This is a genomic window from Streptacidiphilus sp. PAMC 29251 (assembly GCF_054208735.2).
The window spans coordinates 3,276,038-3,300,186 of sequence record NZ_CM135725.2 but is presented as its reverse complement, the minus strand read 5'-3'; the positions used below and the strand labels follow the sequence as shown (position 1 = coordinate 3,300,186).

Sequence of the window (24,149 nt, the reverse complement as noted above, 5' to 3'; positions counted from 1 at the left end):
AGGCGCACCCGGAGGAACGAGGTGTTCGACAGGAGTGGCGCCAGTTCCCCGGCAACGCCATCTTGATCAAACAGAACGGCAAGGCGCACGTTCCCGGCGCCTGTGATCACATGACAGAAGACGAGGTGCGACCCCGAAGTGGGGGTGGATTCTCGATCCGCCCCCCGGGGAATGGGGCCGCATCAGCGAAGGCAGCCCGGCCATCGCCTCTGGAGGCAACACACAGTTGCAGGCCACGAGCCGTTGTTTGACGTGCATGGGGACCCTCGGCGGCTGACGGTCCGCAGGGCTTGCTGTGCTGCGGTGTGGCCCTCTCTCGTTCCGTGGGTCTGAGCGTCGTCGATTGACGGCACACCTCCGACTCCCACTCCCACTGCACCCAGAACCGGCTGCCGGAGGTGGACGGTCACGGTTCGCGGTAGCCGGCCGGTGCGGCGGGCAGAGCACACGGCGGACGCGGCTGGATTCACACTACCCTGACCTGCGGAGATAATTTGCGATGGTTATCAGGCGGGCGTATCCAAGGCAGATCGGTTGTCGTAAGCCGGTAATGCCCCCGATTATGGTTGCTTCGCGGATTAAGCGCGCGAGGGGTGTGCGGCAGCATTAAGGATGATGCATAAAAGTTGATTAGCCTTACGCGGGAGACAACTTATAAGCATCGACTGCGGTAGCATGAGTGCTGTCTCATGGAATTAAGCAATCGTGCGGGGTGCTGACCTGCATGTTTGCGAAGAGCGGGCCCCTGCGCCGCTGTCTAGGCGTAGACGCAGGAGCCCTGGTGGGGGTGGCCTCAGCCGCCCTCGTCACCACCTGGGCCCGGTCGTAACAGGCCGGGCCCAGGCCACACCCGGACTACCGGGTGAGGCTGACGAGGATCGCAGCGCTCTGCACGGCATTGGCAATGATCACCATTAGCCATGCGGTGCGCTCCAACCGGCTGGGAGCCGGTCGTGGTGCTACCGACTTCCCTTTCTTCATGAGTCCATCCCTCCCTTCAAATATGAGGAGGGCTGTGACTGGCACACGCTATCAGCAGTGCGGCGTGCGAAGTGTCGCACTTCCATGAATCACGAATGGCCTCCATTGCAGTATGAGCCTTTCCGCTGTCTTTTAGTTCTGGCTGCCGGAAATTGCGCAGGTCAGCGAGGTCCGGGCAAAGGACTGGGAGACGGTCGCCACCGTCCTGCCCCGAGTGTTGGGGCTCTGGGGCGCCGACCTCCGGATGCCCGGGGCGACTGTGTGGGTGCCGATTATCCATCCGGCCAGGTCAGCGGCCTGAGGGCCGATTGGGCCTGGTCCAGGGCGGGCAGGGTTCGGAGCCGGTCGGATTCCCGGAGCGCGTGGCCCGTGGGCGGGATGATGGTTCGGTGCTGCGACTGGCCTACCTTGCGATGACGAACACCTTCGCCCTCATACGCCTGCTGCCGATGAGCGACCGGGACAAGGACGTCGAGATTCTTGCGCTGCGGCACCAGCTCGCCGTCCTGCAACGCCAGGTCGGCAGGCCGGTGTTCACCCCGGGCGACCGCACGCTGCTGGCTGCGCTGCTGCACCACCTACCGATGGCGAAGCTGCGTCAGCTCCAGCTGCTGGTGCGCCCGGACACCCTGCTGCGCTGGCACCGTGACCTGCTCAACCGTCGGCATGCCGCGACGTGTGCGCCCAAGCGGCCGGGGCGTCCGCGCACCCTGCGCTCGATCCGGGCCCTGGTCCTACGTCTGGCGCGGGAGAACAGCTCGTGGGGCTACCGCAGAATCCACGTCGAACTCGCCGCTCTGGGCGTCAGGACCGCCGCATCCACGGTGTGGGAGATATTGAGGGAGCATGGCATCGATCCCGCGCCCCAGCGGGACCGCACCACCTGGGCCGGTTTCCTGCGTTCCCAGGCCGATGCCTTGCTGGCCTGCGACTTTCTGGAGACCCGCACTCTGACCGGGACCCGGGTGTACGTCTTCGCGGTGATCGAGCACGCCAACCGGCGCATCCGGATCCTCGGTGCCACCACCGCGCCCACGGCCGTCTGGACCACTCAGCTCGCCCGCAACCTCGTCATGGACCTACAGGATGCCGGCAGCAGAGCTGCGTTCATGGTCCGTGATCGTGACTCGAAGTTCACCGCCGCGTTCGACGCAGTTCTGGCCGACGCCGGGCTCCGGATCGTCCTCAGCGGCATCCGGACACCGCGGATGAACGCGATCATGGAGCGCTGGGTGGGAACCTGCAAGCGCGAACTCCTGGACCGGACCTTGATCTGGAACCAGGCCCACCTCCTGCACGCACTGCGCGAGTTCGAGCACTTCTACAACGGGCACCGGTCCCACCGCACGCTTGGCAGCGCCGCCCCACTGCGACCGCTGCCCGACCCGATCGTCGAACCCACCAGACTGGATCACCTGAGCATCCAACGGAAGGACCGGCTCGGGGGAGTGCTCCACGAGTACCAACACGCTGCCTGACCAGGCCGGATGAGAATTCGGCACCCACAGAGTCAGCCGAGGGCCGTTGCTTGCTACTTCGCCAGCCATGCCGGGGGTTCAATTCCCCTAGGTTCCATGCGGCAATAATCCTCTGGCCTGCAGAAACGTGCTGCAGGGGTCGTTCTCCACGCTGATATGTCAGCAGTTGCGGAGCGGGGGGAAACTAGGCCCCTCCCCAAGTCGTAATCGTCGGCTTCGGATGGCTGTGGCCAGATGGTCTGGTGCAGAAGGGCAGCTTCCCCACCACCACGGGGTTCTCCTCGCTGTGGCTTCCGTGACAGTGATCAAGCCCTGTCGGCCGCTTGCTTGTGCCGGAGCGGCCGGTGGTCCAGTTCGGCGCGCACCCCGCGCTCCACCAGGATCGGTACGAAAGTGCGCACTGGGCACCCGTCGAACCGGTGGTGGGCCCCGGCCAGGACCCGGTCGACCTCGCCGGGTACTACTGCCTGGTCGTAGCGCCGGTGCATCCGTTCGCGGACACGCTCGATCGCCGTCTCCTCCTGCAGTTCTGCCAGCATGTATGCCTCCCAGGCTCGCGGCCGCTCTTGCCCCGTCGTTTCCAGCGGGTCACCTCAGCTGGCAACCAGCGGCACGGCAGATGTTTCCGGATCTGGAAGTGACCTGCCCCGGCTCCGGTCGTCACGCACTGCATGGAACATGAACAGGCTGTGCGCGAACGCACACACGAGTGCCTTTGGTCGGGTTGACCTGCGCGGGAGCGCGGCGCGGTCAGTCCGGGCGTTTGGGCGGCGTCGTTCCGGGGCTGGGCGTCGGTGGTGTGGTGAGGTGGGTATCGATGAGTCCCGTGACGCTTCCACTTCCGCACCCTGAGGCAGGTCGGCGCGAGGGCGAGCGGCTGGAACACTGTCTGCTCGCGGTCGCGCGGGGCGCCCGCGAAGCCTTCACCCACCTGTACCGGGCGCTGTTTCCCCAGGTCCGGGCCGTGGTCCAGCACGTCCTGCGTGACCGGGCCCAGTCCGAGGAGGTCGCGCAGGAGGTGATAGTCGAACTGTGGACTCTCGCCGGCCGCTACCAGCGGGGCCGCGGCAGCGTGCACGGGTGGGCGGCCACTATTGCGCGTCGGCGCGCGGTGGACCAGGTGCGGCGGCAGTGCGCCCGGATCCGGCGTGAGCAGCGTGTTGCCCATCTGGCGCACTCCCCGGCGTACGACAGCGTGGTGGAGGGTGTGGAGCAGGTTCTGGACCAGGAGGGTGTTCGACGTGTCCTGGGCGTGCTGTCCCCGCTGCAGGGCCAGGCGATCCGGTTGGCTTTCTACGAGGGCCGCAGCCATGCCGAGGTCGCTTCGAGCCTGGGGATCCCGCTGGGTACCGCGAAATCGCGGATCCGCGAGGGTCTGATTCGTTTGCGTCTGGAGCTGGACCGGTGATCCCCGCGTCCCGCGGCCCGCAGGGCAGCGGGTGCGGGCAGCGGGAGTCCCTGGAGCGCATCCGCGATGAGCTGGTGATCGTGCTGGAGCGGCTGCGCGAGTTGACGGGAAGTTCTGCGGCCCCCGGCCCTGTACCGCTGCGGTGCGAGGTCGACCCCTACCCCGGGATCCGCGACCACCTGCGTTTGGCCCTGATCCAGCTGCGGCAGGCCGCGTTGGAGGCCCCGCCGGGGTGCCTGTGTGCCACTGCGCGTGGGCCCGGCGCCGCATGTCTGTGTCCGGCAGCGGCGTCAGGCGCCGGTGTTGAAACGATCGGAACGCGGTGCCGCTACGGCTGACAGGGGTCATGGTCGGTCAACAACGGGCGCTTTGACGGCGGGGAGGAATCCCAGGTGCGCGCCCCGCGCCCTTGCGTATAGCGTCTGGCCAGCGGTGCCCCTGTCCCCGGCCTCGCCTGCTCGTGCCAAGGTGCAGGCCAGCCAGGACCGGAGACCCGTGGACGCCGACGACGACACCACCGCGGTGCAGAGGTACCGCCTCGTCAGCGCCCGCGGCGAACTGGACCTGGCCACCACCGCGCTGCTGCGGCTGGACCTGGACCGCTGGCAGGCCTGCGACGGGGTTCGCCGCCAGATCGTGGACCTGGGCCAGGCCACCTTCCTGGACGCCCCGGCCCTGCGCGTGCTGTGCGCGGCCCACGCCCTGGCAGACCTGGACGGCGGCTGGCTGCGCCTGGTCTACACCCACCGTTCCATCGCCTCGCTGCTTGAAACCGCCGCTTGGAGGGCCGCTTCCCGCGGCACGCCACCATCGCCGACGCTGCCGCCGGCCGTACCAGCTCCCTGCCGCCGTGAGCGGCCGCTGGGAAGGCGTTCCGCATGAGCCGATGCCGGGTCAGCCGCGGGGTGCGATGGGCTGGTGGGGGATCTGGTCGGTGTCGAATGTGCCGTCGGAAACCTGTCGGGCGAGGTTGGCGAGGTGGTGGTGGTTGGAGCGGGCGTAGGTGCGGAACGCGGAGAAGGCGTCGTCGACAGAGATGCGCCAGCGCTCGGCGAGGATGCCCTTGACCTGTTCCACGACGATGCGGCTGGTGAGTGCGTACTGGAGTTGGCCGCGTTCCAGTTCGCTGTGGGCCAGGGTGCGCTGCTGGAGAATGGCGATGGTCGCCACGTCGGCCAGGGCCTGGGCGAGGGTGACGTCGGCTGCGCTGAGGGGTTCGGGGGCGGTCTGGAACAGGCCCAGCACCCCGATGACCCGGCCGCGCAGCCGCATCGGGATGGCGTTGGCGGTGACGAAGCCGGTTTTGTGGGCGGCGGCGGCGAACTGGGGCCAGTGCTGGGTGGTCTGCGGGTCGTGGAGGTCGATGTTGGTACGGGGTTCCCCGCTGCGGTAGGAGTCCACGCAGGGGCCCTGGTCGTGCTGCAGGGCCAGGAGTTCCAGGAGTCGGGTGTGCTCGTCGGAGGCGGCCAGGACCTGGAGGTGGTCGTGCTGGTCGGCCAGCAGGATGCCGACGGCGGCCACGTCCAGGAGTTCCATGCAGCGCACGGAGAGCTGCTGGAGGAAGTCGATGAGGTCGAAGTCGTCGATCAGGGAGTCGGCGACTTCCACGAAGACCTCGGTGAGCTGCTGTTCGCGGGGCATGGCGATCAGTCCTTGTCTGCGACGGGCACCGCGGTGCCGTCGCCGTTGCCGTTGTGGTCCAGGCGAAGTCGCCGGTCCACGATGTCCTGGGAGGTGGCGTTGATGGTGCGTCCGCTGCTGTAAGCATGCGCGCGCAGCCGTAGCAGGGCTTGGGGCAGGGGCAGGGAGAGTTGGACGCTGAGCATGCCGGTGGCCTGGTGGACCACGGCGTGCTGCAGGGTGCACAGGGGATCGGTGGGGTCCAGGGCGCTCAGCCCGGGTTCGCCCTGGCCCAGGCATCGGGCGGTCAGGGCCGCGGCCAGCACCAGGGCGTCGTCGGCCTGTTCCGGCGTGAGCGGGCCGGGGGTGCGGCGTACGGCGGTCAGGACGCCGACGCGGATCGCGCCGATCCCCAGCGGGAAGCAGAACACCGCGCGGGCCGAAAGGTCGGGGGCTTCCATGGACAGCAGCGGCCAGCGGTCGGCGCGGACCGTGGCCAGGTCCGGTACCCACACCATGGCTCCGGTGCTGGCCGTATCGATGCCCGGTCCCTGGCCGAGGGTGAGCTGCAGGTCCTCGAAGTCGCAGGCCGGCCCCTGGGAGGACCACCACACCTCGGTGTGGTGGTCCTCGCCCGCTGTGGTCAGGGAAAGGGCCAGGCCGTCGACTCCGAGGGCGCCGGCTGCCGCTGCGGCGATGTCCGCCACTTCGCCGGGGTCCTCCTGGGATTGCAGGAGGAGCAGGACTTTGGCCATGCGGTCACTGATCATCGGGCGGCCCTGCGGCGCGGGCCTGGGGCAGGAACCGGCCGCGGACGGCCCGGTCGATTGGGGCCCCGTCCTGGAGCAGGTCGCGGATACCGTCGGTGCGGGGGGCGAGATAGAGGTGGGCTCCGGTGAGGGCGAGCAGGCGGGACAGCATCGGGCACGGGTTCTCCAGGCGCAGGCGCCCTCCGGCGGCGGTGGTGAGCCAGGTCGCGTCGAGGAGGGCGTTCAGGCCGCTGATGTCGCAGAAGGTGACATGGTTCAGGTCGAGGTCGATGGTGCGGATCCCCGCGTGCAGGCACCCCTGTACCGCCTGGTGCACGAAGGGGGCGGAGTCGATGTCGATCTCGCCGGCCAGTGCGATCAGCGTTCCCCGTCTGCGGTCGTGCCGGTGGACGGTCAGCCGTTGGTGTTCCGGTCCCGGGTACGGCGGCGCCGTCAGGGTAGCTGTTCTGGTGTGCTGCCTATGGAACACCCTGGACTCCCTGGCGTCTTGTGCGCGACGCGGCCGGGGTCAGGGGCAGCTGGGACAACACCGCGAGGCGATTGCACGGCAATCTGCGGGCAATGCCGTCGTCGTTCTATGCCCCTGGCAGGTCCGGGGTGAGGCATGACGCGCCTCATCGCACCGGCATATTCAGCTCTTCCCTCCATACAGTAGCCCTGTCTGACACGCATGGTGACGACCGTCGGGTATGAGCGGAGGAATCGCACGTGCTTTCGCTGCGGCTTGGCGGGGTCAGCGCAGGGGGCGTCGGCGGCGTGCTGAGCGCACGGCCGCGACGGCGATGTCGGCGATGAACAGCAGGACGGCGATAGCGAGCAGGTAGAGCAGTCCGTGGACGACGGCGCCGATGATGCCCAGCACGATCGCCACGATGACCACAAGCAGGAACGCGACCATGGCGGGCCTACCTCCTTCAGGGGTGCGGGCAGCCTCAGCGGCGGGCGAGCTGCCGCTCGCCTGCGGTGCCGGGCTGGTAGGTGAGGTCGTAGTGCTTGAAGACCGCTTCCTCGTCCTCGGCGGGCAGGACGTCGTCAGTGCCGATCGAGGGGGAGTCCTTGACCAGTGCCTTGTCGTAGGCGACCTTCACATAGCCGGGTCCGGCGATCGCCCCGGCCAGGGGGACGAAGACCAGGCGGTGGCGGGTGGGCAGGCCGACCCGGACGGTGGCCATGGCCGGCTCGTCGCTGGAGGTGTCGACATAGATCGCCTCCAGCGAGCCGATCCTGTGCCCGTCGAGGTCGACGACGTCCTGGTTGCGCCACTCGCGGATATCCGCTGCCTCGATCATTGGGCTTCCCCTTTGCGCGTATGTCGGCCCCACCAGGGCGGTCCGGTCCGGACCGGAGCAGACGGCTCACTCTCTACCGTGCCCGCTGCGCCCGCGCGCACACCGGGGCAGAACCGTGTCCCCTGTTCGGCGGCTCAGGGTGCGCAGGCCGGGCAGGACTGGGATCCGGGGCGAGGGCCGTCGAGGAGATCGTGAACTCCCACAGCATGCTCGGCCGCCGGGGACCGGCAGCCCTGCGGCTGTCGCCGGTCCCGCTGCCCGCTTGTCCGACCGGCCTGGTCGGCTGGTTCATTTCGCTGTGCGCCAGCCGGGGCGGCGCAGTTTGTAGATCAGGAGTGGGAGTCCGGTGAAGACGATGGTGCCCCCCCGCGACCAGGGCCACGTAGCTGGCCGGGTTGCCGATCGGCAGTTGCGAGGGCGGTACGAACGCCAGGACCAGGGCGAAGGCGACGGCGAGATAGCCGGTGCCGGCCACGATCCAGATGCTGGCGGTGCCGCCGGGGATGCGGAACTGGCGGGGCAGGTCGGGCTGGGTGCGGCGCAGGTGGATCGCGGCGGCGAACATCATCATGTAGAGGCCGACGACCAGGGCGGAGATGAGGAAGAACGCGGAGCTGACGTCCTTCATGACCAGGTAGACCGCAGAGATGGCGGTGACGATGGCGCCCTGGACGAGCAGGATGTTGCGCTGGGCGCCGCGCGGGTTGGTGCGTTGCAGGAAGGGCGGTAGGGCGTCGTCCTTAGCGGTGACCAGCAGGGCGCGGCTGGGCCCACCACGCGGCGACAGATCGCAGTACCGTGGGATGGCCGAAGGCTCCTCCTGCGCTCCCAGTGCGGCAGCGGCGTTGTCTGAGGCGAGCACCGAGAGCTGGGCGCAGGTAGCCCTCAATCGTCACCCGGTTCGAGTGCGTCGATGCGCTGAAGTCCTGGCCGAACAGGGCACCACCCGGCACCGAGCCTCCGCAGTGCCTTGACCCCGGCTTCGCGGTACCTCCAAGCATCCGAGAACGGCAAGCAGCAGGAGGAAGACCGTGGAGATCGCAACTATCGTGGCGGGCGTGGACGGCTCGCCGGGAAGCCTGCTGGCCGTGGACTGGGCCGCGCACGAGGCACACCGGCGCGGCCTTGGCCTGCGGCTGGTCAACGCCTGTGTGCGCGAACGCTACGGGCAGGGCGTCGCAGACGACGGCGAGCGCGGATCGGAGCGCTCACAGGTCCAGGACCTGCTGTCCACCGCCGCCAAGCAAGCGGAGGCCGAGTGCCCCGGTCTCCGGGTGGAGAGCGAGGTCATCCCCGATGAGCCAGTGAGCGGATTGCTGGACCTGCAGCGCCTGGCGCCGCTGCTGGTGCTGGGCGCTCACGGCGCAGGCGGCTTCGCGGGCCTGCTGCTGGGATCGGTGAGTCTGCGGGTGGCGGCCCGAGCTGAGTTCCCCGTCGTGGTGGTCCGTGGTCCCGGGCAGCGCCCGTCCCACCAGCGGCCCCGGGTCGTGCTGGGTCTCGGCCCGAACCCGTCCGCTGAGGCAACGCGGTTCGCGGTTCGGGAAGCGGTCCTGCGGCAGGCGGACCTGCACCTGGTCCATGCCTGGCCCTCGAACTCCGCCGACGCGTTCGCGCTCATGAACACAGCAGCCAAGCACGTCGCCCACCTGCTGGACACCCCGGAACCCGGGGCCACCGGCACGTTCCGCGTGCAGGTGGAGCACAAGTCCGAGCACGGACCAGCCGCCAAGGTCCTGCTCCACCAGGCCGGCAGCGCCGACCTAGTCGTGGTCGGCGCCCACCGCCGCCAAGGCCATCTGGGAATGCAGTTGGGCCCGGTCAACCACGCCGTGCTGCACCACGCCCCCTGCCCCGTCGCTGTCGTGGCAGGCCAAGACCACCCCGACCCCGACCAGGTCCCGCACATGCGGTGACCGCCCACCCAGCGCGGTACCCGGTCCTCCCGGGCCTGCCGGCGGCCCTGCGGCGCCACCGGCAGTGGTCCCTGCCCGGAGGGTGCTCATTGACAGCGGCTGGTCGCGGGCGTTGACTGACAGTACGGCGTTGGACTATGCCGCCTGGGAGCTTCCGGGTGTCGGGTTTTGCGTTCCGTTTCGCCTGGACCCCGCGGAACTCAGGGAATTCCTGTAGCCGCCCGGAGGACCGGCCGCCCATTCTGCGGACCTGACCGTAGCGACCCGCCACATTCGCGCGCGTCATCCGATCCGAGGCACCCCATGCCCGTCCTGATCATCATCGTCGTCGTGCTAGTCGTTCTGGCCGTGCTCGCGCTGGCGGTGAAGATCGTCAAGCAGTACGAGCAGGGCGTCCTGTTCCGGCTGGGCCGCGTCGTTGGCCCCAGGGAACCGGGACTGCACCTGATCATCCCGTTCATCGACGTCATGCACCGGGTCTCGCTGCGGATCGTGACCATGCCGATCCAGTCCCAGGGCATCATCACCCGCGACAACGTCAGCGTCGACGTCTCCGCCGTCGCCTACTTCCGGGTCGTGGACCCGGTGAAGTCGGTGGTGGCGATCGAGAACGTCTACGCCGCGATCGACCAGATCGCGCAGACCACGCTGCGCAAGGTCGTGGGCCAGCACACCCTGGACGAGACCCTGTCCGAGACCGACGCGATCAACCTGGACATCCGCGAGATCCTGGACGTGGCCACGGTCGAGTGGGGCGTGCAGGTGACGCTGGTGGAGCTGAAGGACATCCAGCTGCCGGACAGCATGAAGCGGGCGATGGCCCGTCAGGCCGAGGCCGAGCGGGAGAAGCGCGCCAAGATCATCAACGCCGAGGGCGAGTCCCTGGCCGCCGCCGCACTGGGCGAGGCTTCGGACATCATGATGGAGCACCCCCTTGCCCTCCAACTGCGGAACCTGCAGAGCCTGGTGGAGATCGGCGTCGACAAGAACACCACCGTCGTCTTCCCCGCCCCGCTGATGAGCACCATCGGGGAGCTGGGCTCCTTCCTGGCGCGCGAGACGGCCGCCGCCGTGCCCCTGACCGCCGCGGTCCCCAAGGCACTGCCGGGGCTGACGGACACCTCGGCCCCCGACGCGCGGGGTCCGGTCGTGGAGACCTCCAAGGACGACATCCCGGTCAACGGCTCCCCGCTCCTCAACAGCCACTAGCCAACCGGACCGCGGGCCATGACCATGAAGGAGTCCTGAGCCATGGACGTCAATCCCCCCTCCCAGCCCGCCCTCACAGGCGAGCCGGTCCTGTCGCCGGACCTGCTGCAGGCGATGGACGCGTACTGGCGGGCGGCGAACTATCTGTCGGTTGGCCAGCTCTACCTCTACGACAACCCGCTGCTGAAACGCCCGCTGGAGCTCACCGACGTCAAGCCGCTGATAGTTGGCCACTGGGGCACGACCCCTGGCCAGAACTTCGTCTATGTGCACCTGAACCGGGTGATCAAGAAGTACGACCTCGACATGTTCTACGTCGCCGGCCCCGGTCACGGCGGCCCCGCGCTGGTGGGCAACACCTACCTGGAGGGGTCCTACAGCGAGGTCTACCCCGCCGTCAGCCAGGACGAGGCCGGGATGAAGAAGCTCTTCACACAGTTCTCCTTCCCCGGCGGTATCTCCAGCCACGTCGCCCCCTCCACCCCGGGTTCGATCCACGAGGGCGGCGAGCTGGGCTACTCGCTCAGCCACGCCTTCGGGGCCGCGTTCGACAACCCCGACCTGGTGGTGGCCTGCGTGGTGGGCGACGGCGAGGCCGAGACCGGGCCGCTGGCGACGTCCTGGCAGTCGACGAAGTTCCTCAGCCCGGTCAGCGACGGGGCGGTGCTGCCGATCCTGCACCTGAACGGCTACAAGATCAGCAACCCCACCATCCTGGCCCGGATCGGAGATGAGGAACTGGAGCAGTTCATCCGCGGCTGCGGCTGGGAGCCGTACGTGGTCGCCGGCGACGAGCCGCAGGCCATGCACCAGCTGATGGCCACGACCCTGGACGCCGCCATCGAGCGGATCCGCCAGATCCAGGACCATGCCCGCAGCACCGGCGACACCAGTCGGCCGCGCTGGCCGATGATCGTCCTGCGTTCCCCTAAGGGCTGGACCGGCCCCAAGGTCGTCGACGGGCTCCCGATCGAGGGCACCTTCCGCTCCCACCAGGTCCCCCTGCTGGTCGACGCCGACCACCCCACGCACCTCGCTCTGCTGGAAGAGTGGATGCGCAGCTACCGGCCCGAGGAACTGTTCGACCAGGACGGCGCCTTGATGCCCGAGCTGGCCGAGCTGGCTCCCAAGGGTGAGCAGCGGATGGGTGCGAACCCGCACGCCAACGGTGGCATGCTGCTGCGGGACCTGCGGATGCCGGACTTCCGCGCTCACGCCGTCGCCGTCCAGAGCCCGGGGGCGGTGGAGGCCCAGGACACCCTGGTGCTGGGCGGATTCCTGCGTGACGTGACCGCACTCAACGAGGACCACCGCAACTTCCGGCTCTTCGGCCCGGACGAGACGCTGTCCAACATGCTGGGTGCGGTCTTCGAGGTGACCAGCCGGCAGTGGCAGGGCGCTACCGTGCCCGGCGACGAGTTCCTGGCGCCCCAGGGGCGGGTGCTGGACTCGATGCTCAGCGAGCACCAGTGCGAGGGCTGGCTGGAGGGCTACCTGTTGACCGGGCGGCACGGGGTGTTCAACTGCTACGAGGCGTTCATCCACATCGTCGACTCGATGTTCAACCAGCACGCCAAATGGCTGAAGATCACCAAGAAGCTGCCCTGGCGCCGTGACATCGCCTCACTCAACTACCTGCTGACCTCGCATGTGTGGCAGCAGGACCACAACGGCTTCACCCACCAGGACCCCGGCTTCCTGGACCACGTGGTGAACAAGAAGGCCGACGTGGTGCGGGTCTACCTGCCGCCGGACGCCAACACGCTGCTGTCGGTGATGGACCACTGCCTGCGCAGCCGCAACTACGTCAACGTCGTGGTGGCCGGCAAGCGGGCGATGCCGCAGTGGCTGTCGATGGAGGCCGCGGTGGCGCACTGCACCGAGGGCGCCGGGATCTGGCCCTGGGCCAGCAACGACCAGGGCTCCGAGCCGGACGTGGTCCTGGCCTGCGCCGGGGACACCCCGACCCTGGAGGTCCTGGCCACCGTGGCGATCCTGCGCGAACACCTGCCGCAGCTGAAGGTCCGGGTGGTCAACGTCGTGGACCTGATGAAGCTGGAACCGGACACCGAGCACCCGCACGGGCTCAGCGACGCGGACTACGACTCGCTGTTCACCCGCGACAAGCACATCATCTTCGCCTTCCACGGCTACCCCCAGCTGATCCACCGTCTCACCTACGCGCGCCACAACCGGAACCTGCACGTGCGCGGCTACAACGAGGAGGGCAGCATCACCACCCCCTTCGACATGCGCGTCCAGAACCGCCTGGACCGCTTCCACTTGGTCATGGACGTCATCGACCGGGTACCGGACCTCGGCTCGCAGGGCGACTACCTCAAGCAGATGATGCAGGACAAGCTGGTCGAGCACACCCGCTACATCGATGCCCACGGCCAGGACCTGCCCGAGATCCGCGACTGGGTCTGGGGCACGGCGCCGTGAGCGCGCAGGAGCTGGCGGACGTCGCGCAGGCGCTGGTCGGCGTCGGCAAGGGCCTGCTGGCGATGGACGAGTCCATCCCCACCTGCGAGGAGCGCTTCGCCCAGGCCGGGATCCCGCAGACACCGCAGATGCGGCACGCCTACCGGCAGTGGCTGGTGACCACGCCGGGCCTTGGCGAGTTCATCAGCGCGGCGATCCTCCACGACGAGACGATCCACCAGCGCGACCAGGACGGCACACCCCTGGTGCAGCTCCTGGCGGACGCCGGGATCCTCGCGGGGATCAAGGTCGACGCCGGAACCCATGCGCTGGCGCTGTGCGCGGGCGAGAGCATCACCGAGGGCCTGGACGGCCTGCGGCAGCGCCTGGACCAATACCGGAGCCTGGGTGCCCGCTTCGCCAAGTGGCGCGCGGTGATCACGATCGGTGAGAGTCGTCCCAGCGCCGGGTGCATCCAGGCGAACGCCCACGCCCTGGCCCGCTACGCCGCCCTGTGCCAGGAGGCCGGCCTGCTGCCGATTGTGGAGCCGGAGGTGCTCATGGACGGGCCGCACACACTGCGGCGTTGCGGTGAGGTGACCGAGGACGTCCTACGGGCGGTCTTCGGTGAGCTGCACGACCAGCGGGTCTTGTTGGAGGGCCTGATCCTCAAGCCGAACATGGTGCTCCCGGGATCGGACTGCCCCAGGCAGGAGCCGGTGGACGCCGTGGCCGACGCCACCCTGGAGGCCCTGCGGCGGACGGTACCGGCCGCCGTGGCGGGCATCGCGTTCCTGTCGGGCGGACAACCGGGCCAGCGGGCCACGGCCCACCTCAACGCCATGCACACACGCGACCGGTCCTGTCTTCCCTGGCCGCTGACGTTCTCCTTCGCCCGCGCCATCCAGCAACCCGCGCTGGAGATCTGGCACGGCAAGGACACCCAGGTCCCGCCGCTCAGAAGGCGCTGCTGCACCGGGCCCGGTGCGACGCGGCGGCGCGACGCGGCGCCTACACCCCGGCCCTGGAAGGGGACTGAACCGAGGGCCACCTCGTGCGAAACCCCCCGTTCGCGCACCCGGCACCAGCTACCCGAAGATCGGCGGAACCACTGATGACAGCGGATGCCAGCGCGGCACCGGCCACCGAACCCGCCCCGGACGGCGACCTGAAGTCCCTGCCTCTGGCGCAGGTCGAGCAGAAGCTGGGCAGCTCCCCATCCGGTTTGGACCAGGCCGAGGCCGCCGAGCGGCTGACCCGGTACGGGCCCAACGAGATAGCCGAGGTCAAGGCCAGTGCGCTGCTGAAGTTCCTGGCCTACTTCTGGGGCCCCATCCCGTGGATGATCGAGGCCGCGGTGATCCTGTCGGCCGTGGTCGGCCACTGGCCCGACTTCTTCATCATCCTGGTCCTGCTGGTGGCCAACGCCGTGGTCGGCTTCTGGGAGGAGCACCAGGCCGGCAACGCCATCGATGCGCTGAAGGCCAGGCTCGCGATCAAGGCCAGGGTCAAGCGCGACGGGAGGTGGACCAGCGTTGCCGCACGGGACCTGGTACCCGGGGACGTCATCCGGGTGCGGCTGGGCGACATCGTGCCCGCTGACGCCCGGCTGCTGACCGGCGACGAGGTCGAAGTGGACCAGTCCGCACTGACCGGAGAATCACTGCCGGCCACCCGGCAGCCCGGCGAGGCGGTGTTCTCCGGCTCCATCGTGCGCCGCGGTGAGAGCGACGCCCTGGTCTACGCGACCGGTGTGGACACCTACTTCGGCAAGACCGCGCAGCTGGTCCAGGACGCCCACACGGTCAGCCACTTCCAGCGCGCGGTGCTGAGGATCGGGAACTACCTGATCGTCCTGGCCGCGGTCCTGGTCACGGTGATCATCGTGGTGGCGCTGCTGCGCGGCGACCCGCTGTTCACCACCGTGCAGTTCGCCCTGGTGCTCACGGTCGCTGCGATTCCGGTGGCGATGCCGACGGTGCTGTCGGTGACCATGGCGGTGGGCGCCCGGCTGCTGGCCCGCAAGCAGGCGATCGTCAGCCGGCTGGTGGCGATTGAGGAACTGGCCGGCGTGGACGTGCTGTGTGCGGACAAGACCGGCACCCTGACCCAGAACACCCTCACCCTGGGCGAGGTCTTCAGCGCCGGCGACACACCCGCCGACCCGGTCATCCTCGCGGCGGCGCTGGCCTCGCGCGCCGAGAACCAGGACCCCATCGACCTCGCTGTCCTGGGCGGACTCGCAGACGAGGACGCCCTGACCGGCTACCGGGTCACCCACTTCCAGCCCTTCGACCCGGTCCACAAGCGCACCGAAGCCACCGTCCAACCCACGCAAGGCGCCGTGTTCAGGACGACCAAGGGCGCACCCCAGGTCATCCTGGCACTGTCCGCCAACGCCGCAGACGTCCATGCCGCCGTGGACGACGCGGTCAACGCCTTCGCCGCACGGGGCTTCCGCGCCCTGGGCGTGGCCCGCGCCGAAGGACAGGACGGGCCCTGGCAGTTCCTGGGGGTGCTGCCCCTGTCCGACCCGCCGCGCCAGGACGCCGCCACCACCATCGCCACCGCCCGCGACATGGGCGTGACCATCAAGATGGTCACCGGCGACCAACTCGCCATCGCCCAGGAGACCGCCAAGAAACTCGGCATGGGCACCGGCATCCTGGACGCCGCCGGCCTGGGCGACGTCAAACAGAAGGAGAGCGCGACGACAGCGGAATCCATCGAGGACGCCGACGGCTTCGCCCAGGTCTTCCCCGAGCACAAGTTCCACATCGTCGACGTCCTGCAGAAACGCGGCCACATCGTCGGCATGACCGGCGACGGCGTCAACGACGCACCCGCACTCAAGAAGGCCGACTGCGGCATCGCGGTGGACGGCGCCACCGACGCCGCACGCGCGGCGGCCGACATCGTCCTGACCACCCCCGGCCTGTCCGTGATCATCGACGCGATCAAGGAAAGCCGTAAGATCTTCCAGCGGATGAACAGCTACGCGATCTACCGCATCGCCGAGACCCTGCGCGTGCTGCTGTTCGTCACCCTGGCCATCCTGGTCTTCAACTTCTACCCGCTGACCGCCGTCATGATCGTCATGCTGGCGCTGCTCAACGACGGCGCCATCCTGTCCATCGCCTACGACAACGTCCGCTACCGCAACCGCCCCGAAGCCTGGAACATGCGCCTGGTGCTGGGCGTCGCCACGGTCCTGGGCGTCGTGGGCCCGATCGCCGCCTTCGGTCTGTTCTACCTCGGCAACAGCGTTTTCCACCTGGGCCACCCGCAACTGCAGACCCTGATGTACCTGATGCTGTCCGTCGCCGGACACCTGACGATCTTCCTCACCCGCACCCGAGGGCCCTTCTGGTCCATCCGCCCCGCCCGCATCCTGTGGCTGGCCGTACTCGGCACCCAGATCCTGGCCACCCTGATCGCCGTCTTCGGCGTCCTGATGACCCCCCTCGGCTGGACCTACGCCCTGCTGGTGTGGGGCTACGCCCTGCTCTGGTTCCTGGTCACCGACCGGATCAAACTCCTCGCCTACCGGATCCTGGACCGGACCACCACCGAGAGTTCGACCACCGAGCCCACCGCAGCACAGCCGCAAGCAGCCGAACCGGCGCCCAGACACGGACCGGGCACCCCACCACGGGCCGCCGGACCCGCGACGGACACCGCGTTCCACACCGATGCCGACCCGGACATCTACCACGACAACGACAACTGCCCCTACGGCACGGAGATCAAGGACCACGGCAACGACAGATCCGGCACGCAGGGCCGCCGCCGGTGCGCATGGTGCAGCCAGCATCCTGTGCCCGTCTAGGCGATCCCCGGTTCCCGCAGCCGCGACACCGGCGACGGGCCCCGACCCCGGCCCCGGCAGAGGGAGGACGACATGAGACCGAGGCTGACGTACCGCGCGCTTCGCTCCATCGAACAGCGGCTGCGCAGCGACGACGCCCTGAACGCCCTCTTCGACCTGTTCGCACGCCTGAACCAGGAGGAGGAACTCCCCAACCACGAACGCCTCGGCGGCCTGCGGCACCTACGCCGCAGCGGCGACGGCGCACGACACAGAAGAGAAGCGAGCCCATGACCGGCGAGAGCACGTCCTTCACGATCGGCACCGAGGACCGCACCAGCGACGGCGCCTGCAGTGAGCTGACCCGCGTGGTCATCGACCCCTTCGCGCGCACGCTCATCCGCCTGATCCTCGCACCCGTGGAGCCGCTGGTTCCCGTCGGCCTGGTGGACCGGGTGGATGGCAGCAGGGCTGGGGTGGACACCCAGTGCAGCCCTGGCGACTCTGCTGCCTCCCGTATCAGCAGGAACCCGCGGTGGGCTCCACCCATGGAGTCGATCTTCGTGTCAGCGTTGACCGTCGGGCAGTGGTTCCCAGGTAGTCCCACATGATCGAAGAGGCAGCGGGCGAGCAGGACGCGCTTCAACAGGACAGGCTGTTCGGTGAACTGCAGGCGCGGCTGGACATGGCCCGGGACGCGAGAAACCGGGTGCACAGTCTGCTGGAAGCGGTCCTGGCGGTCGGCAGGGAGCTGGAACTCGACCAGGTGCTGCGGCACATCGTGGAGGCCGCGGTGGCGCTGGTGGATGCCCGGTACGGCGCGTTGGGAGCGATCGGTGAGGGGCAGCGGCTGTCCCAGTTCATCACCGTCGGCCTCGATGAGGCGCAGGAGGCGGCGATCGGAACGCCTCCGCAGGGGCACGGCCTGCTCGGGGAGCTGATCAGCAACCCGGTCCCGCTGCGGCTGACCGAGCTGTCCACCCACCCGGCCTCGCTCGGCTTCCCGCCCAACCATCCGCCGATGCACTCCTTCCTCGGTGTGCCGATCCGGGTGCGCGGTGAGGTGTTCGGCAACATCTACCTGACGGAGAAGCACGGCGGCGGCCCGTTCGACGCCGAGGACGAGGCCGTCCTGGCGACGCTGGCGGTGGCGGCCGGGGTGGCCGTCGACAACGCCTGGCTGTTCAGCCAGGCCCGGCAGCGCGAGCGCTGGCTGACCGCCAGCGCCGAGATCACCAGCAGCCTGCTCACTGGAGCCGGCCGGGCCGAGGTGCTGCAGTTGCTGGCCGAACAGGCCAGGTCCATCGCCGAAGCTGACCTGGCAGTGATCGCGTTGCCCTTGGGTGCGGGCGAACTGATCGTCGAGGTGGCCGTCGGCGAGGGGGCCGAAGCCCACCAGGGACTGGTGCTGCCGGCGGAGGGTTCCTTGGTCGGGGCCGCTCTGCGCTCAGGGAAGCCGATCATCAGCGCCGCAGTCAACAAGGACGCGAGGATCACTGCTCCCCGGGAACGCTGGCAGAGGCTCGGGCCTGCTGTCGCGGTGCGGATGGGGACGGTCGAGGGCGGGGTGCGCGGGGTTCTGGCGCTCGCTCGCACCGAGGGTGGCACCGAGTTCACCGCGGAAGACGCGGGCCCCCTGCTGGGGTTCGCCGGACAGGCCGCGCTGGCCCTGGAACTGGCCGAGCGCCGTCGCGGCGCCGAGCAGATGACACTGTTGGAGGACCGCGACCGAATTGCCCGCGACCTGCACGACCTGGCGATCCAGCGGCTCTTCGCGACCGGTATGACGTTGCAGAGCGCCGAGCGCTTCATCGACCACCCGCAGGCATTGGAGCGGGTCCACCGCGCGGTGGACGACCTGGACGCCACGGTGAAGATCATCCGTTCGACGATCTTCGGCCTGCGCGCCCGCGATGCCGGACCCGGCGGCCATGGCCTGCGTGCCCGCATCGTCGAAACGGTCGAGCGGGCGGTCGCGGCCCTGGGCTGCACACCTGGGCTGCGGATGGAGGGCCTGCTGGACACCGAGGTCCCCGGCGACTTCGTCGAAAGCCTGCTGGCGGTGCTGGGCGAGGCGCTGAGCAACGCGGCCCGCCACGCCAAGGCACGGGCGGTCGAGGTCACCGTCGCGGCGACGCGCACGGACCTCACCCTCACCGTGGTCGATGACGGGGTCGGCATCGCGCAAGGCGGCGCCCGAAGCGGGCTGGCCGATCTCGACGCGCGGGCCCGGCAGTGCGGGGGACGCTTGCCGTCGCCCCGGGGATCCCCCGCGGAACCCGGCTGGTGTGGCGGGTACCGATCAAGCGGGACCAAGGCTGAAGTGCGCCCAGATCCCGGACGGCCTGACTCCAGCAGTACTGCGGTCGCGCCGTGGCATCGAAGCCATCGCCGCCTGCTCGCCGCCCAAGGAAGGGGCGGCACTGCCCCAGGACGATCACGAAGGATCCGGATGCGTGCTCGTCCGGACGCTCATCAAGGGCCCGGTCCAGGTGATGGAGGGGCGCACGCTCGCGGACGGTGTGATGTCCGTCGGGCCTCAATGCCCGGGTGCGGCGTCAGGGACAGTCTGGGTTCGGCCAAGGGTCACCTGGGCGCCGAGGAGTTCGGCGCAGGCGTTCCACAGGACGATGCAGCGTTCGCCGTGGAAGTCCTTGACCACCGAGACCGAAGCGGTGCCGGCGGCCAGCAGGCGTCCGTGGTCTGCCGCGAGGCCCAGCGCCCGTGCCGCCAGGATCCGGGAGAAATGCCCGTGGGAGACCACGACGACCGGAACGGCCGTGTGCTCGGCGTGCCCGATCAGGAACGTGTCGGCACGCGCGCCGACACCCTCGGTGCTCTCGCCAGCGGGGCATCCGTCGCGCCAGATGTTCCACCCCGGGCGCAGCGTGGAGATCTGCTCGTGTGTCAGGCCTTCGTACGTTCCGTAGTCGTACTCGGCGACGAGCGGCTCCACGATTCCCCGGGCACCGGGCATCGCCAGTGCCAAGGTCTGGGCCGCACGCTCCCGCGGGCTTGCGTAGACCACGGGCTCGCGGCCGGAAAGGACGTGGCCGAGCAGGGGCCGCAGCGCAGCCGCCTCAAGACGGCCGTGTTCGGTGAGCGGAAGGTCGGTGGCACCGGTGTGCCGGCCCGACAGCGTCCATGCGGTCTCGCCGTGCCGAACGATGATCAGTTCCACGTCGATTCCCCACCCGTCCCCGCAGCATGCCCGCCCCGGGTCCCTTGCCGGGCAGCGAGCAGGCCAACTCGATTGACGGCTCCGGGAAGTGGCGGCTGCCACCGGTGACTGGATGCCATGGACGTCATCAGCTCCTCGGGATTCATCCAACGGTCGGTCGTGGATGCCGCCGGGAGTCTGGGGCGACGCGGGTGCCTGCCTGCGGGGAACCCGGACAGGAAGATCAACTCTCTTGTCAGTCTACGCTCGTGGAGCGCAGCCAGCGGTGAGGACCGGTGGTCCTCCTCTCAGTGGTGGCTTTCACCGCGGCCGGTGGCCGGTGAATCCCGGCGACCGGTGTCCATGGTCATGTCGGCCTGCTCCTTCTGGGGGGCGCCGCCCATCATCGCGAGCATCGCCCGTCCGCCGGTACGGATGAAGCGGAGCACCAGGGCGGCGGCCAGGAGCAGGAAGACGATGTTGAGCCAGGTGGTGTAGTTCCAGCTCACACCCTGGGTCGGGAGCGTTGCCCGGGCCTGGTCGGGGATCAGTCCCAGGGCGCCGAACGTGAACTCGACGATGTAGCCGGCGATGACCATCGCGGTGTAGAAGGTCGTGGCGAGGAAGATGGTCATCCGCCACCCGTAGTACTTCTTGTAGATGGCCAGGATCGGCAGGATCAGCAGGTCGGCGAAGATGAAGGCGACCACGCCGCCGAAGCTGATGCCGCCCTTCCACAGCACCACGGCCAGGGGCACGTTGCCGATGGAGCACACGAACGAGAGCATGGCGACCAGTGGTCCCACCAGCGGCCCCCAGATCTTGGACGCCAGGGGGTGGCCGGTGAAGAAGAAGGTGTGCCAGAAGGAGTCGGGGACCCAGGCGGCGACGGCCCCGGCGACGAGCAGGCCGATCACCAGGTCGCGCAGGATCGCGGCCCACTCCATCACGAACACGTGCGCCACCGAGGTGTAGCCCTGCCTTGAGAACAGGCGCCGGGTGAAGGTGCCCTCGCGCTGGACGGACATGTCCATCGCCGCGTGGCCCTCCATCGAGCCCGCCGCTCCGCGTTCGGCCTGGTCACGTGCTTCGCGTAGGAGCTTGTCACGCAGGAAGATCCGGAAGAGCACGGCCAGGACCACGATCATGATCGGGCCGCCGACGAACTCCGCGGCGGTGAACTGCCAGCCCATCAGCAGGGCCAGGATCACGCCGAGTTCGATGACCAGGTTGGTGGAGGCGACCTCGAAGGCCATCGCGGCGGTGAAGTCCGCGCCCTTGCGGAACAGCGAACGGGCCAGGGCCACCGCCGCGTAGGAGCACGAGGAGGACGCCGCCCCCAGCAGCGAGGCCAGGGCCAGCGTCCTCGGTCGGTCATCGCCCAGCAGCCGGATGATCGTGGACCTGCGCACCACCGCCTGTACCACCGCGGACAGGGCGAAGCCCAGGATCAGTGCCCAGGTGATCTCCCAGGCCATCGAGCCGGTGAGCGAGAGCGCGTGGAGGATCGCGTGCATGTCTTCCCCTGGTGGCGGATGGGTTGTGCGCGGATTCGGGAGGCGGCTCGGCCGCACGCCTCAGTGTGCCCGCGAAGGGTCCTCGGCTCCGTGCTGATGATCGGCTGCCCAGGTCCGCCGCGGTGGAACGCGACCGGCGGCCTGACGTGGTTCAGGCAGCTGCGGCGCGGCTGGTACGGCCGCGCGGCAGGGCGAGTGCCCGGTCACCGTCAGCGGCTGGCCGTGGTGGCTGATCTCCAGGTCGGAGCCTTCCAGGAGGGTGTAGGTGGCGTCCTGGTGGGTGATCTCCACCCGGATGCAGCGTTGCTGGAACTGCACGGCGAAGGCCAGGCGGGTCAACTGCTCGGGCAGGCGCGGGGCGAAGGCGAGTGCGTTGCTCTGGTGCCGCATCCCGCCGAAGCCGGTCACCAGGGCGATCCAGGTCCCGGCCAGGGAAGCGAGGTGGATGCCGTCGCGGGTGTTGTGCTCCAGGTCCGCCAGGTCCATCAGCGCCGCCTCACCGAGGTAGTCGTAGGCCAGGCGCAGGTGGCCGACCTCGGCGGCCAGGACAGCCTGGCTACTGGCGGACAGCGAGGAGTCCCGCACCGTGACCGCCTCGTAGTAGGCGAAGTTGGCAGCCTTCTGCTCCGCGGTGAACAGGTCACCGCGCTGCTGCATCGCGAAGACCAGGTCGGCCTGCTTGCAGACCTGCTTGCGGTACAGGTCGAAGTAGGGGAAGTGCAGCATCAGCGGGTAGGACTCCGGGGCGGTCGCGGCGAAGTCCCACACCTGGTGGGTGGTGAAACCGACCGACTGCTCGTGCACGCCCAGCACCGCGTTGAAGGGCATCGCGATCCGGGCCGCGGCATCGCGCCAGGCAGCGGTCTCCTCATCGTCGACCCCGAGCGAGAGTGCCGCCTGGCGGTGGCGCGCGACCGCGTCGGCGGCGGCCAGCAGGTTCTGCTGGGCCATCACGTTGGTGTAGATGTTGTCGTCGGCGACCGCGCCGTACTCGTCCGGCCCGGTCACCCCGTCCAGGTGGAACACCCCCGCACCGTCGTGGTAGCCCAGGGAGCGCCACAACCGTGCGGTGTGCACCAGCAGCTCCAGGCCGACCTCGCGTTCGAAGGCCAGGTCGCTGGTGGCCGAGGTGTAGCGCACCACCGCGTCGGCGATGTCGGCGTTGACATGGAAGGCCGCCGTCCCGGCCGGCCAATACGCCGAGCACTCGTCCCCGTTGATGGTCCGCCAGGGGAACGCGGCCCCCGCCAGGCCGAGCTTGGCCGCCCGGGCCCGCGCCGCTGGAAGGGTGGCGTGGCGCCAGCGCAGCGCCTGGCCCACCGCCGCCGGTGCCGTATGGACGAGCATGGGCAGCACGTAGGCCTCGGTGTCCCAGAAGCAGTGCCCGTCGTACCCGGACCCGGTCAGGCCCTTGGCCGGGATCGCCCGCTCCTCGGCGCAGGCCGCCGCCTGCAGGACGTGGAACAGCGCGAACCGCACCGCCTGCTGAATCTCGGCGTCGCCCTCCACCTCCACGTCCGCGTGAGTCCAGAAATCGTCCAGGTACGCGCGCTGCCCCGCCAGCAACCCCGCCCACCCGATCTCCGCGGCGCCCGCCAGCGCCGCGTCGACCTGGTCCCGCACCGCGGGCAGCGACCGGGCACCGGACCAGCCGTGCGCCACAGTCTTCACCACCCGCAGACACTCACCCGGCGCAAGCTGCGAGGTCACCGTCAGGCGGCTCACGTCCGGACCGCTCTCCGCCGCCGCCGACGTACCCGCCGGGCCGTCGATGAGGTGATCGGCGGCCACCGCGACCCGCAACCCGCTGCGTACCGTGCGGTGCACCAGCCGCAGCCTGCTGCCCCGGGCGAAGTCGTCCTCCGCCACCAGCACCGAGTCCAGCACCGCCGCCACCCTGGGGTCGCCCCCCTGCGGCGGCAGCTGCTCGTTGGCGACCAGCTCGGACTGCAGCACGACCTGCACCTGCCGGTCCACCGCCTCGACCTCGTAGGCGATCGCGGCGATCGCGCGCTGGGTGAGCGAGACCAGACGAGTCGACCGGATCCGCACGGTGCAACCCGAGGGCGTCGTCCACAGGACGCTCCGCTCCAGCACCCCCGCGCGGAAGTCCAGCACCCGCTCGTGGCTGTGCAGGGTCCCGTAGCGCAGGTCCAGCGGCTCGCCATCCACCAGCAGCCGCATCACCTTGCCGTTGGTCACATTGATGATCGTCTGGCCGGACTCCGGATAGCTGAACCCGGCCTCCGCGTACGGCAGCGGGCGGAACTCGAAGACACCGTTCAGATACGTCCCCGGCAGGCCGTGCGGCTCACCCTCGTCCAGGTTGCCGCGCCAGCCCACATGGCCGTTGGACAACGCGAACAGCGACTCGCTCTGCGCGAGCACCTCCAGATCCAGACCGCACTCGCGCAGACACCACGGATCGACAGCGAAAGCGGGATGGGCGATCACCTGCCCGGACCAAGCCCTCGGACCGCACATGCCGGCGGCGTGGCGCGACAGATCACAACATGCCCTGCGGAAGGATCCGCACCCGGAACCTCACCTGTGTGCGGCTGCAGCCCCTGCC

General features: G+C 69.3%; 20 protein-coding genes and 1 pseudogene. 11 read left to right on the top strand and 10 right to left on the bottom strand.

Annotated elements, in window-relative coordinates; all coding sequences use genetic code 11:
- Positions 1-1,394 precede the first annotated feature (1,394 nt).
- The gene (locus tag ACXKR8_RS15420) at positions 1,395-2,459 is read left to right on the top strand and encodes an integrase core domain-containing protein (protein ID WP_458274990.1); all 1,065 of its coding nucleotides are present in this window, start codon (positions 1,395-1,397) and stop codon (positions 2,457-2,459) included.
- 305 nt (positions 2,460-2,764) lie between these two features.
- On the opposite strand, the gene ACXKR8_RS15415 is transcribed toward ACXKR8_RS15420, so the two are convergent.
- Positions 2,765-2,998, bottom strand: a complete 234-nt coding sequence (locus ACXKR8_RS15415) for a three-helix bundle dimerization domain-containing protein (RefSeq protein ID WP_458273478.1) — start codon at positions 2,996-2,998, stop codon at positions 2,765-2,767.
- A gap of 287 nt (positions 2,999-3,285) precedes the next feature.
- Between ACXKR8_RS15415 and ACXKR8_RS15410 the strand changes: the two genes are divergently transcribed.
- Positions 3,286-3,867 carry a sigma-70 family RNA polymerase sigma factor gene (locus ACXKR8_RS15410; RefSeq protein ID WP_458273477.1) on the top strand — a complete coding sequence of 194 codons (582 nt, stop codon included), beginning with the start codon at positions 3,286-3,288 and terminating at the stop codon, positions 3,865-3,867.
- Positions 3,868-4,299: 432 nt separating this feature from the next.
- Entirely contained in the window at positions 4,300-4,749 is a 450-nt protein-coding gene (locus ACXKR8_RS15405) for an STAS domain-containing protein (RefSeq protein ID WP_462100529.1), read from the top strand.
- A 12-nt stretch (positions 4,750-4,761) separates the two neighbouring features.
- Here ACXKR8_RS15405 and ACXKR8_RS15400 read toward each other — a convergent pair whose 3' ends face one another.
- The 6 genes from ACXKR8_RS15400 to ACXKR8_RS15375 all read right to left on the bottom strand — a co-directional run bounded on the left by ACXKR8_RS15400 (position 4,762) and on the right by ACXKR8_RS15375 (position 8,408).
- Entirely contained in the window at positions 4,762-5,508 is a 747-nt protein-coding gene (locus ACXKR8_RS15400; RefSeq protein WP_458273475.1) for a GAF domain-containing protein, read from the bottom strand.
- 5 nt (positions 5,509-5,513) lie between these two features.
- Positions 5,514-6,257, bottom strand: coding sequence for an ANTAR domain-containing protein (locus ACXKR8_RS15395; RefSeq protein ID WP_458273474.1), 744 nt, complete (start codon positions 6,255-6,257; stop codon positions 5,514-5,516).
- Complete coding sequence (locus ACXKR8_RS15390) at positions 6,247-6,726, bottom strand: STAS domain-containing protein (protein ID WP_458273473.1); 480 nt, start codon at positions 6,724-6,726, stop codon at positions 6,247-6,249. Before ACXKR8_RS15390 ends, ACXKR8_RS15395 begins: the two co-directional genes overlap by 11 nt.
- A gap of 264 nt (positions 6,727-6,990) precedes the next feature.
- Entirely contained in the window at positions 6,991-7,155 is a 165-nt protein-coding gene (locus tag ACXKR8_RS15385; protein ID WP_458273472.1) for a hypothetical protein, read from the bottom strand.
- 34 nt (positions 7,156-7,189) lie between these two features.
- Complete coding sequence (locus ACXKR8_RS15380) at positions 7,190-7,546, bottom strand: PRC-barrel domain-containing protein (RefSeq protein WP_458273471.1); 357 nt, start codon at positions 7,544-7,546, stop codon at positions 7,190-7,192.
- 73 nt (positions 7,547-7,619) lie between these two features.
- Positions 7,620-8,408, bottom strand: a complete 789-nt coding sequence (locus tag ACXKR8_RS15375; protein WP_462100528.1) for an amino acid permease — start codon at positions 8,406-8,408, stop codon at positions 7,620-7,622.
- Between the two features lie 169 nt (positions 8,409-8,577).
- Between ACXKR8_RS15375 and ACXKR8_RS15370 the strand changes: the two genes are divergently transcribed.
- The 8 genes and pseudogenes from ACXKR8_RS15370 to ACXKR8_RS15335 all read left to right on the top strand — a co-directional run.
- On the top strand, positions 8,578-9,459 hold the full coding sequence (locus ACXKR8_RS15370; protein WP_458273469.1) for a universal stress protein: 882 nt from the start codon (positions 8,578-8,580) through the stop codon (positions 9,457-9,459).
- A gap of 303 nt (positions 9,460-9,762) precedes the next feature.
- On the top strand, positions 9,763-10,668 hold the full coding sequence (locus tag ACXKR8_RS15365; protein ID WP_458273468.1) for a slipin family protein: 906 nt from the start codon (positions 9,763-9,765) through the stop codon (positions 10,666-10,668).
- Positions 10,669-10,710: 42 nt separating this feature from the next.
- Positions 10,711-13,113, top strand: a complete 2,403-nt coding sequence (locus ACXKR8_RS15360) for a phosphoketolase family protein (protein ID WP_458273467.1) — start codon at positions 10,711-10,713, stop codon at positions 13,111-13,113.
- A complete protein-coding gene (locus tag ACXKR8_RS15355; protein WP_462100527.1) occupies positions 13,110-14,207 on the top strand; it encodes a class I fructose-bisphosphate aldolase in 1,098 nt (365 codons plus the stop codon). Before ACXKR8_RS15360 ends, ACXKR8_RS15355 begins: the two co-directional genes overlap by 4 nt.
- Entirely contained in the window at positions 14,207-16,921 is a 2,715-nt protein-coding gene (locus ACXKR8_RS15350) for a plasma-membrane proton-efflux P-type ATPase (RefSeq protein ID WP_458273465.1), read from the top strand. Before ACXKR8_RS15355 ends, ACXKR8_RS15350 begins: the two co-directional genes overlap by 1 nt.
- 72 nt (positions 16,922-16,993) lie before the next feature.
- Entirely contained in the window at positions 16,994-17,194 is a 201-nt protein-coding gene (locus ACXKR8_RS15345; protein ID WP_458273464.1) for a hypothetical protein, read from the top strand.
- Complete coding sequence (locus tag ACXKR8_RS15340) at positions 17,191-17,511, top strand: hypothetical protein (RefSeq protein WP_458273463.1); 321 nt, start codon at positions 17,191-17,193, stop codon at positions 17,509-17,511. Before ACXKR8_RS15345 ends, ACXKR8_RS15340 begins: the two co-directional genes overlap by 4 nt.
- Positions 17,508-19,028, top strand: a pseudogene (locus ACXKR8_RS15335) (GAF domain-containing sensor histidine kinase); the annotation flags it as partial. The gene ACXKR8_RS15340 and the pseudogene ACXKR8_RS15335, both read left to right, overlap by 4 nt.
- Before the next feature lie 411 nt (positions 19,029-19,439).
- On the opposite strand, the gene ACXKR8_RS15330 reads toward ACXKR8_RS15335, so the two are convergent.
- From ACXKR8_RS15330 to ACXKR8_RS15320, 3 genes are all read right to left on the bottom strand, one after another.
- On the bottom strand, positions 19,440-20,081 hold the full coding sequence (locus ACXKR8_RS15330; RefSeq protein ID WP_458273461.1) for a histidine phosphatase family protein: 642 nt from the start codon (positions 20,079-20,081) through the stop codon (positions 19,440-19,442).
- A 287-nt stretch (positions 20,082-20,368) separates the two neighbouring features.
- A complete protein-coding gene (locus ACXKR8_RS15325; RefSeq protein WP_458273460.1) occupies positions 20,369-21,577 on the bottom strand; it encodes a permease in 1,209 nt (402 codons plus the stop codon).
- A gap of 60 nt (positions 21,578-21,637) precedes the next feature.
- The gene (locus tag ACXKR8_RS15320) at positions 21,638-24,061 is read right to left on the bottom strand and encodes a glycoside hydrolase family 65 protein (protein WP_458273459.1); all 2,424 of its coding nucleotides are present in this window, start codon (positions 24,059-24,061) and stop codon (positions 21,638-21,640) included.
- Between the last annotated feature and the right edge of the window lie 88 nt (positions 24,062-24,149).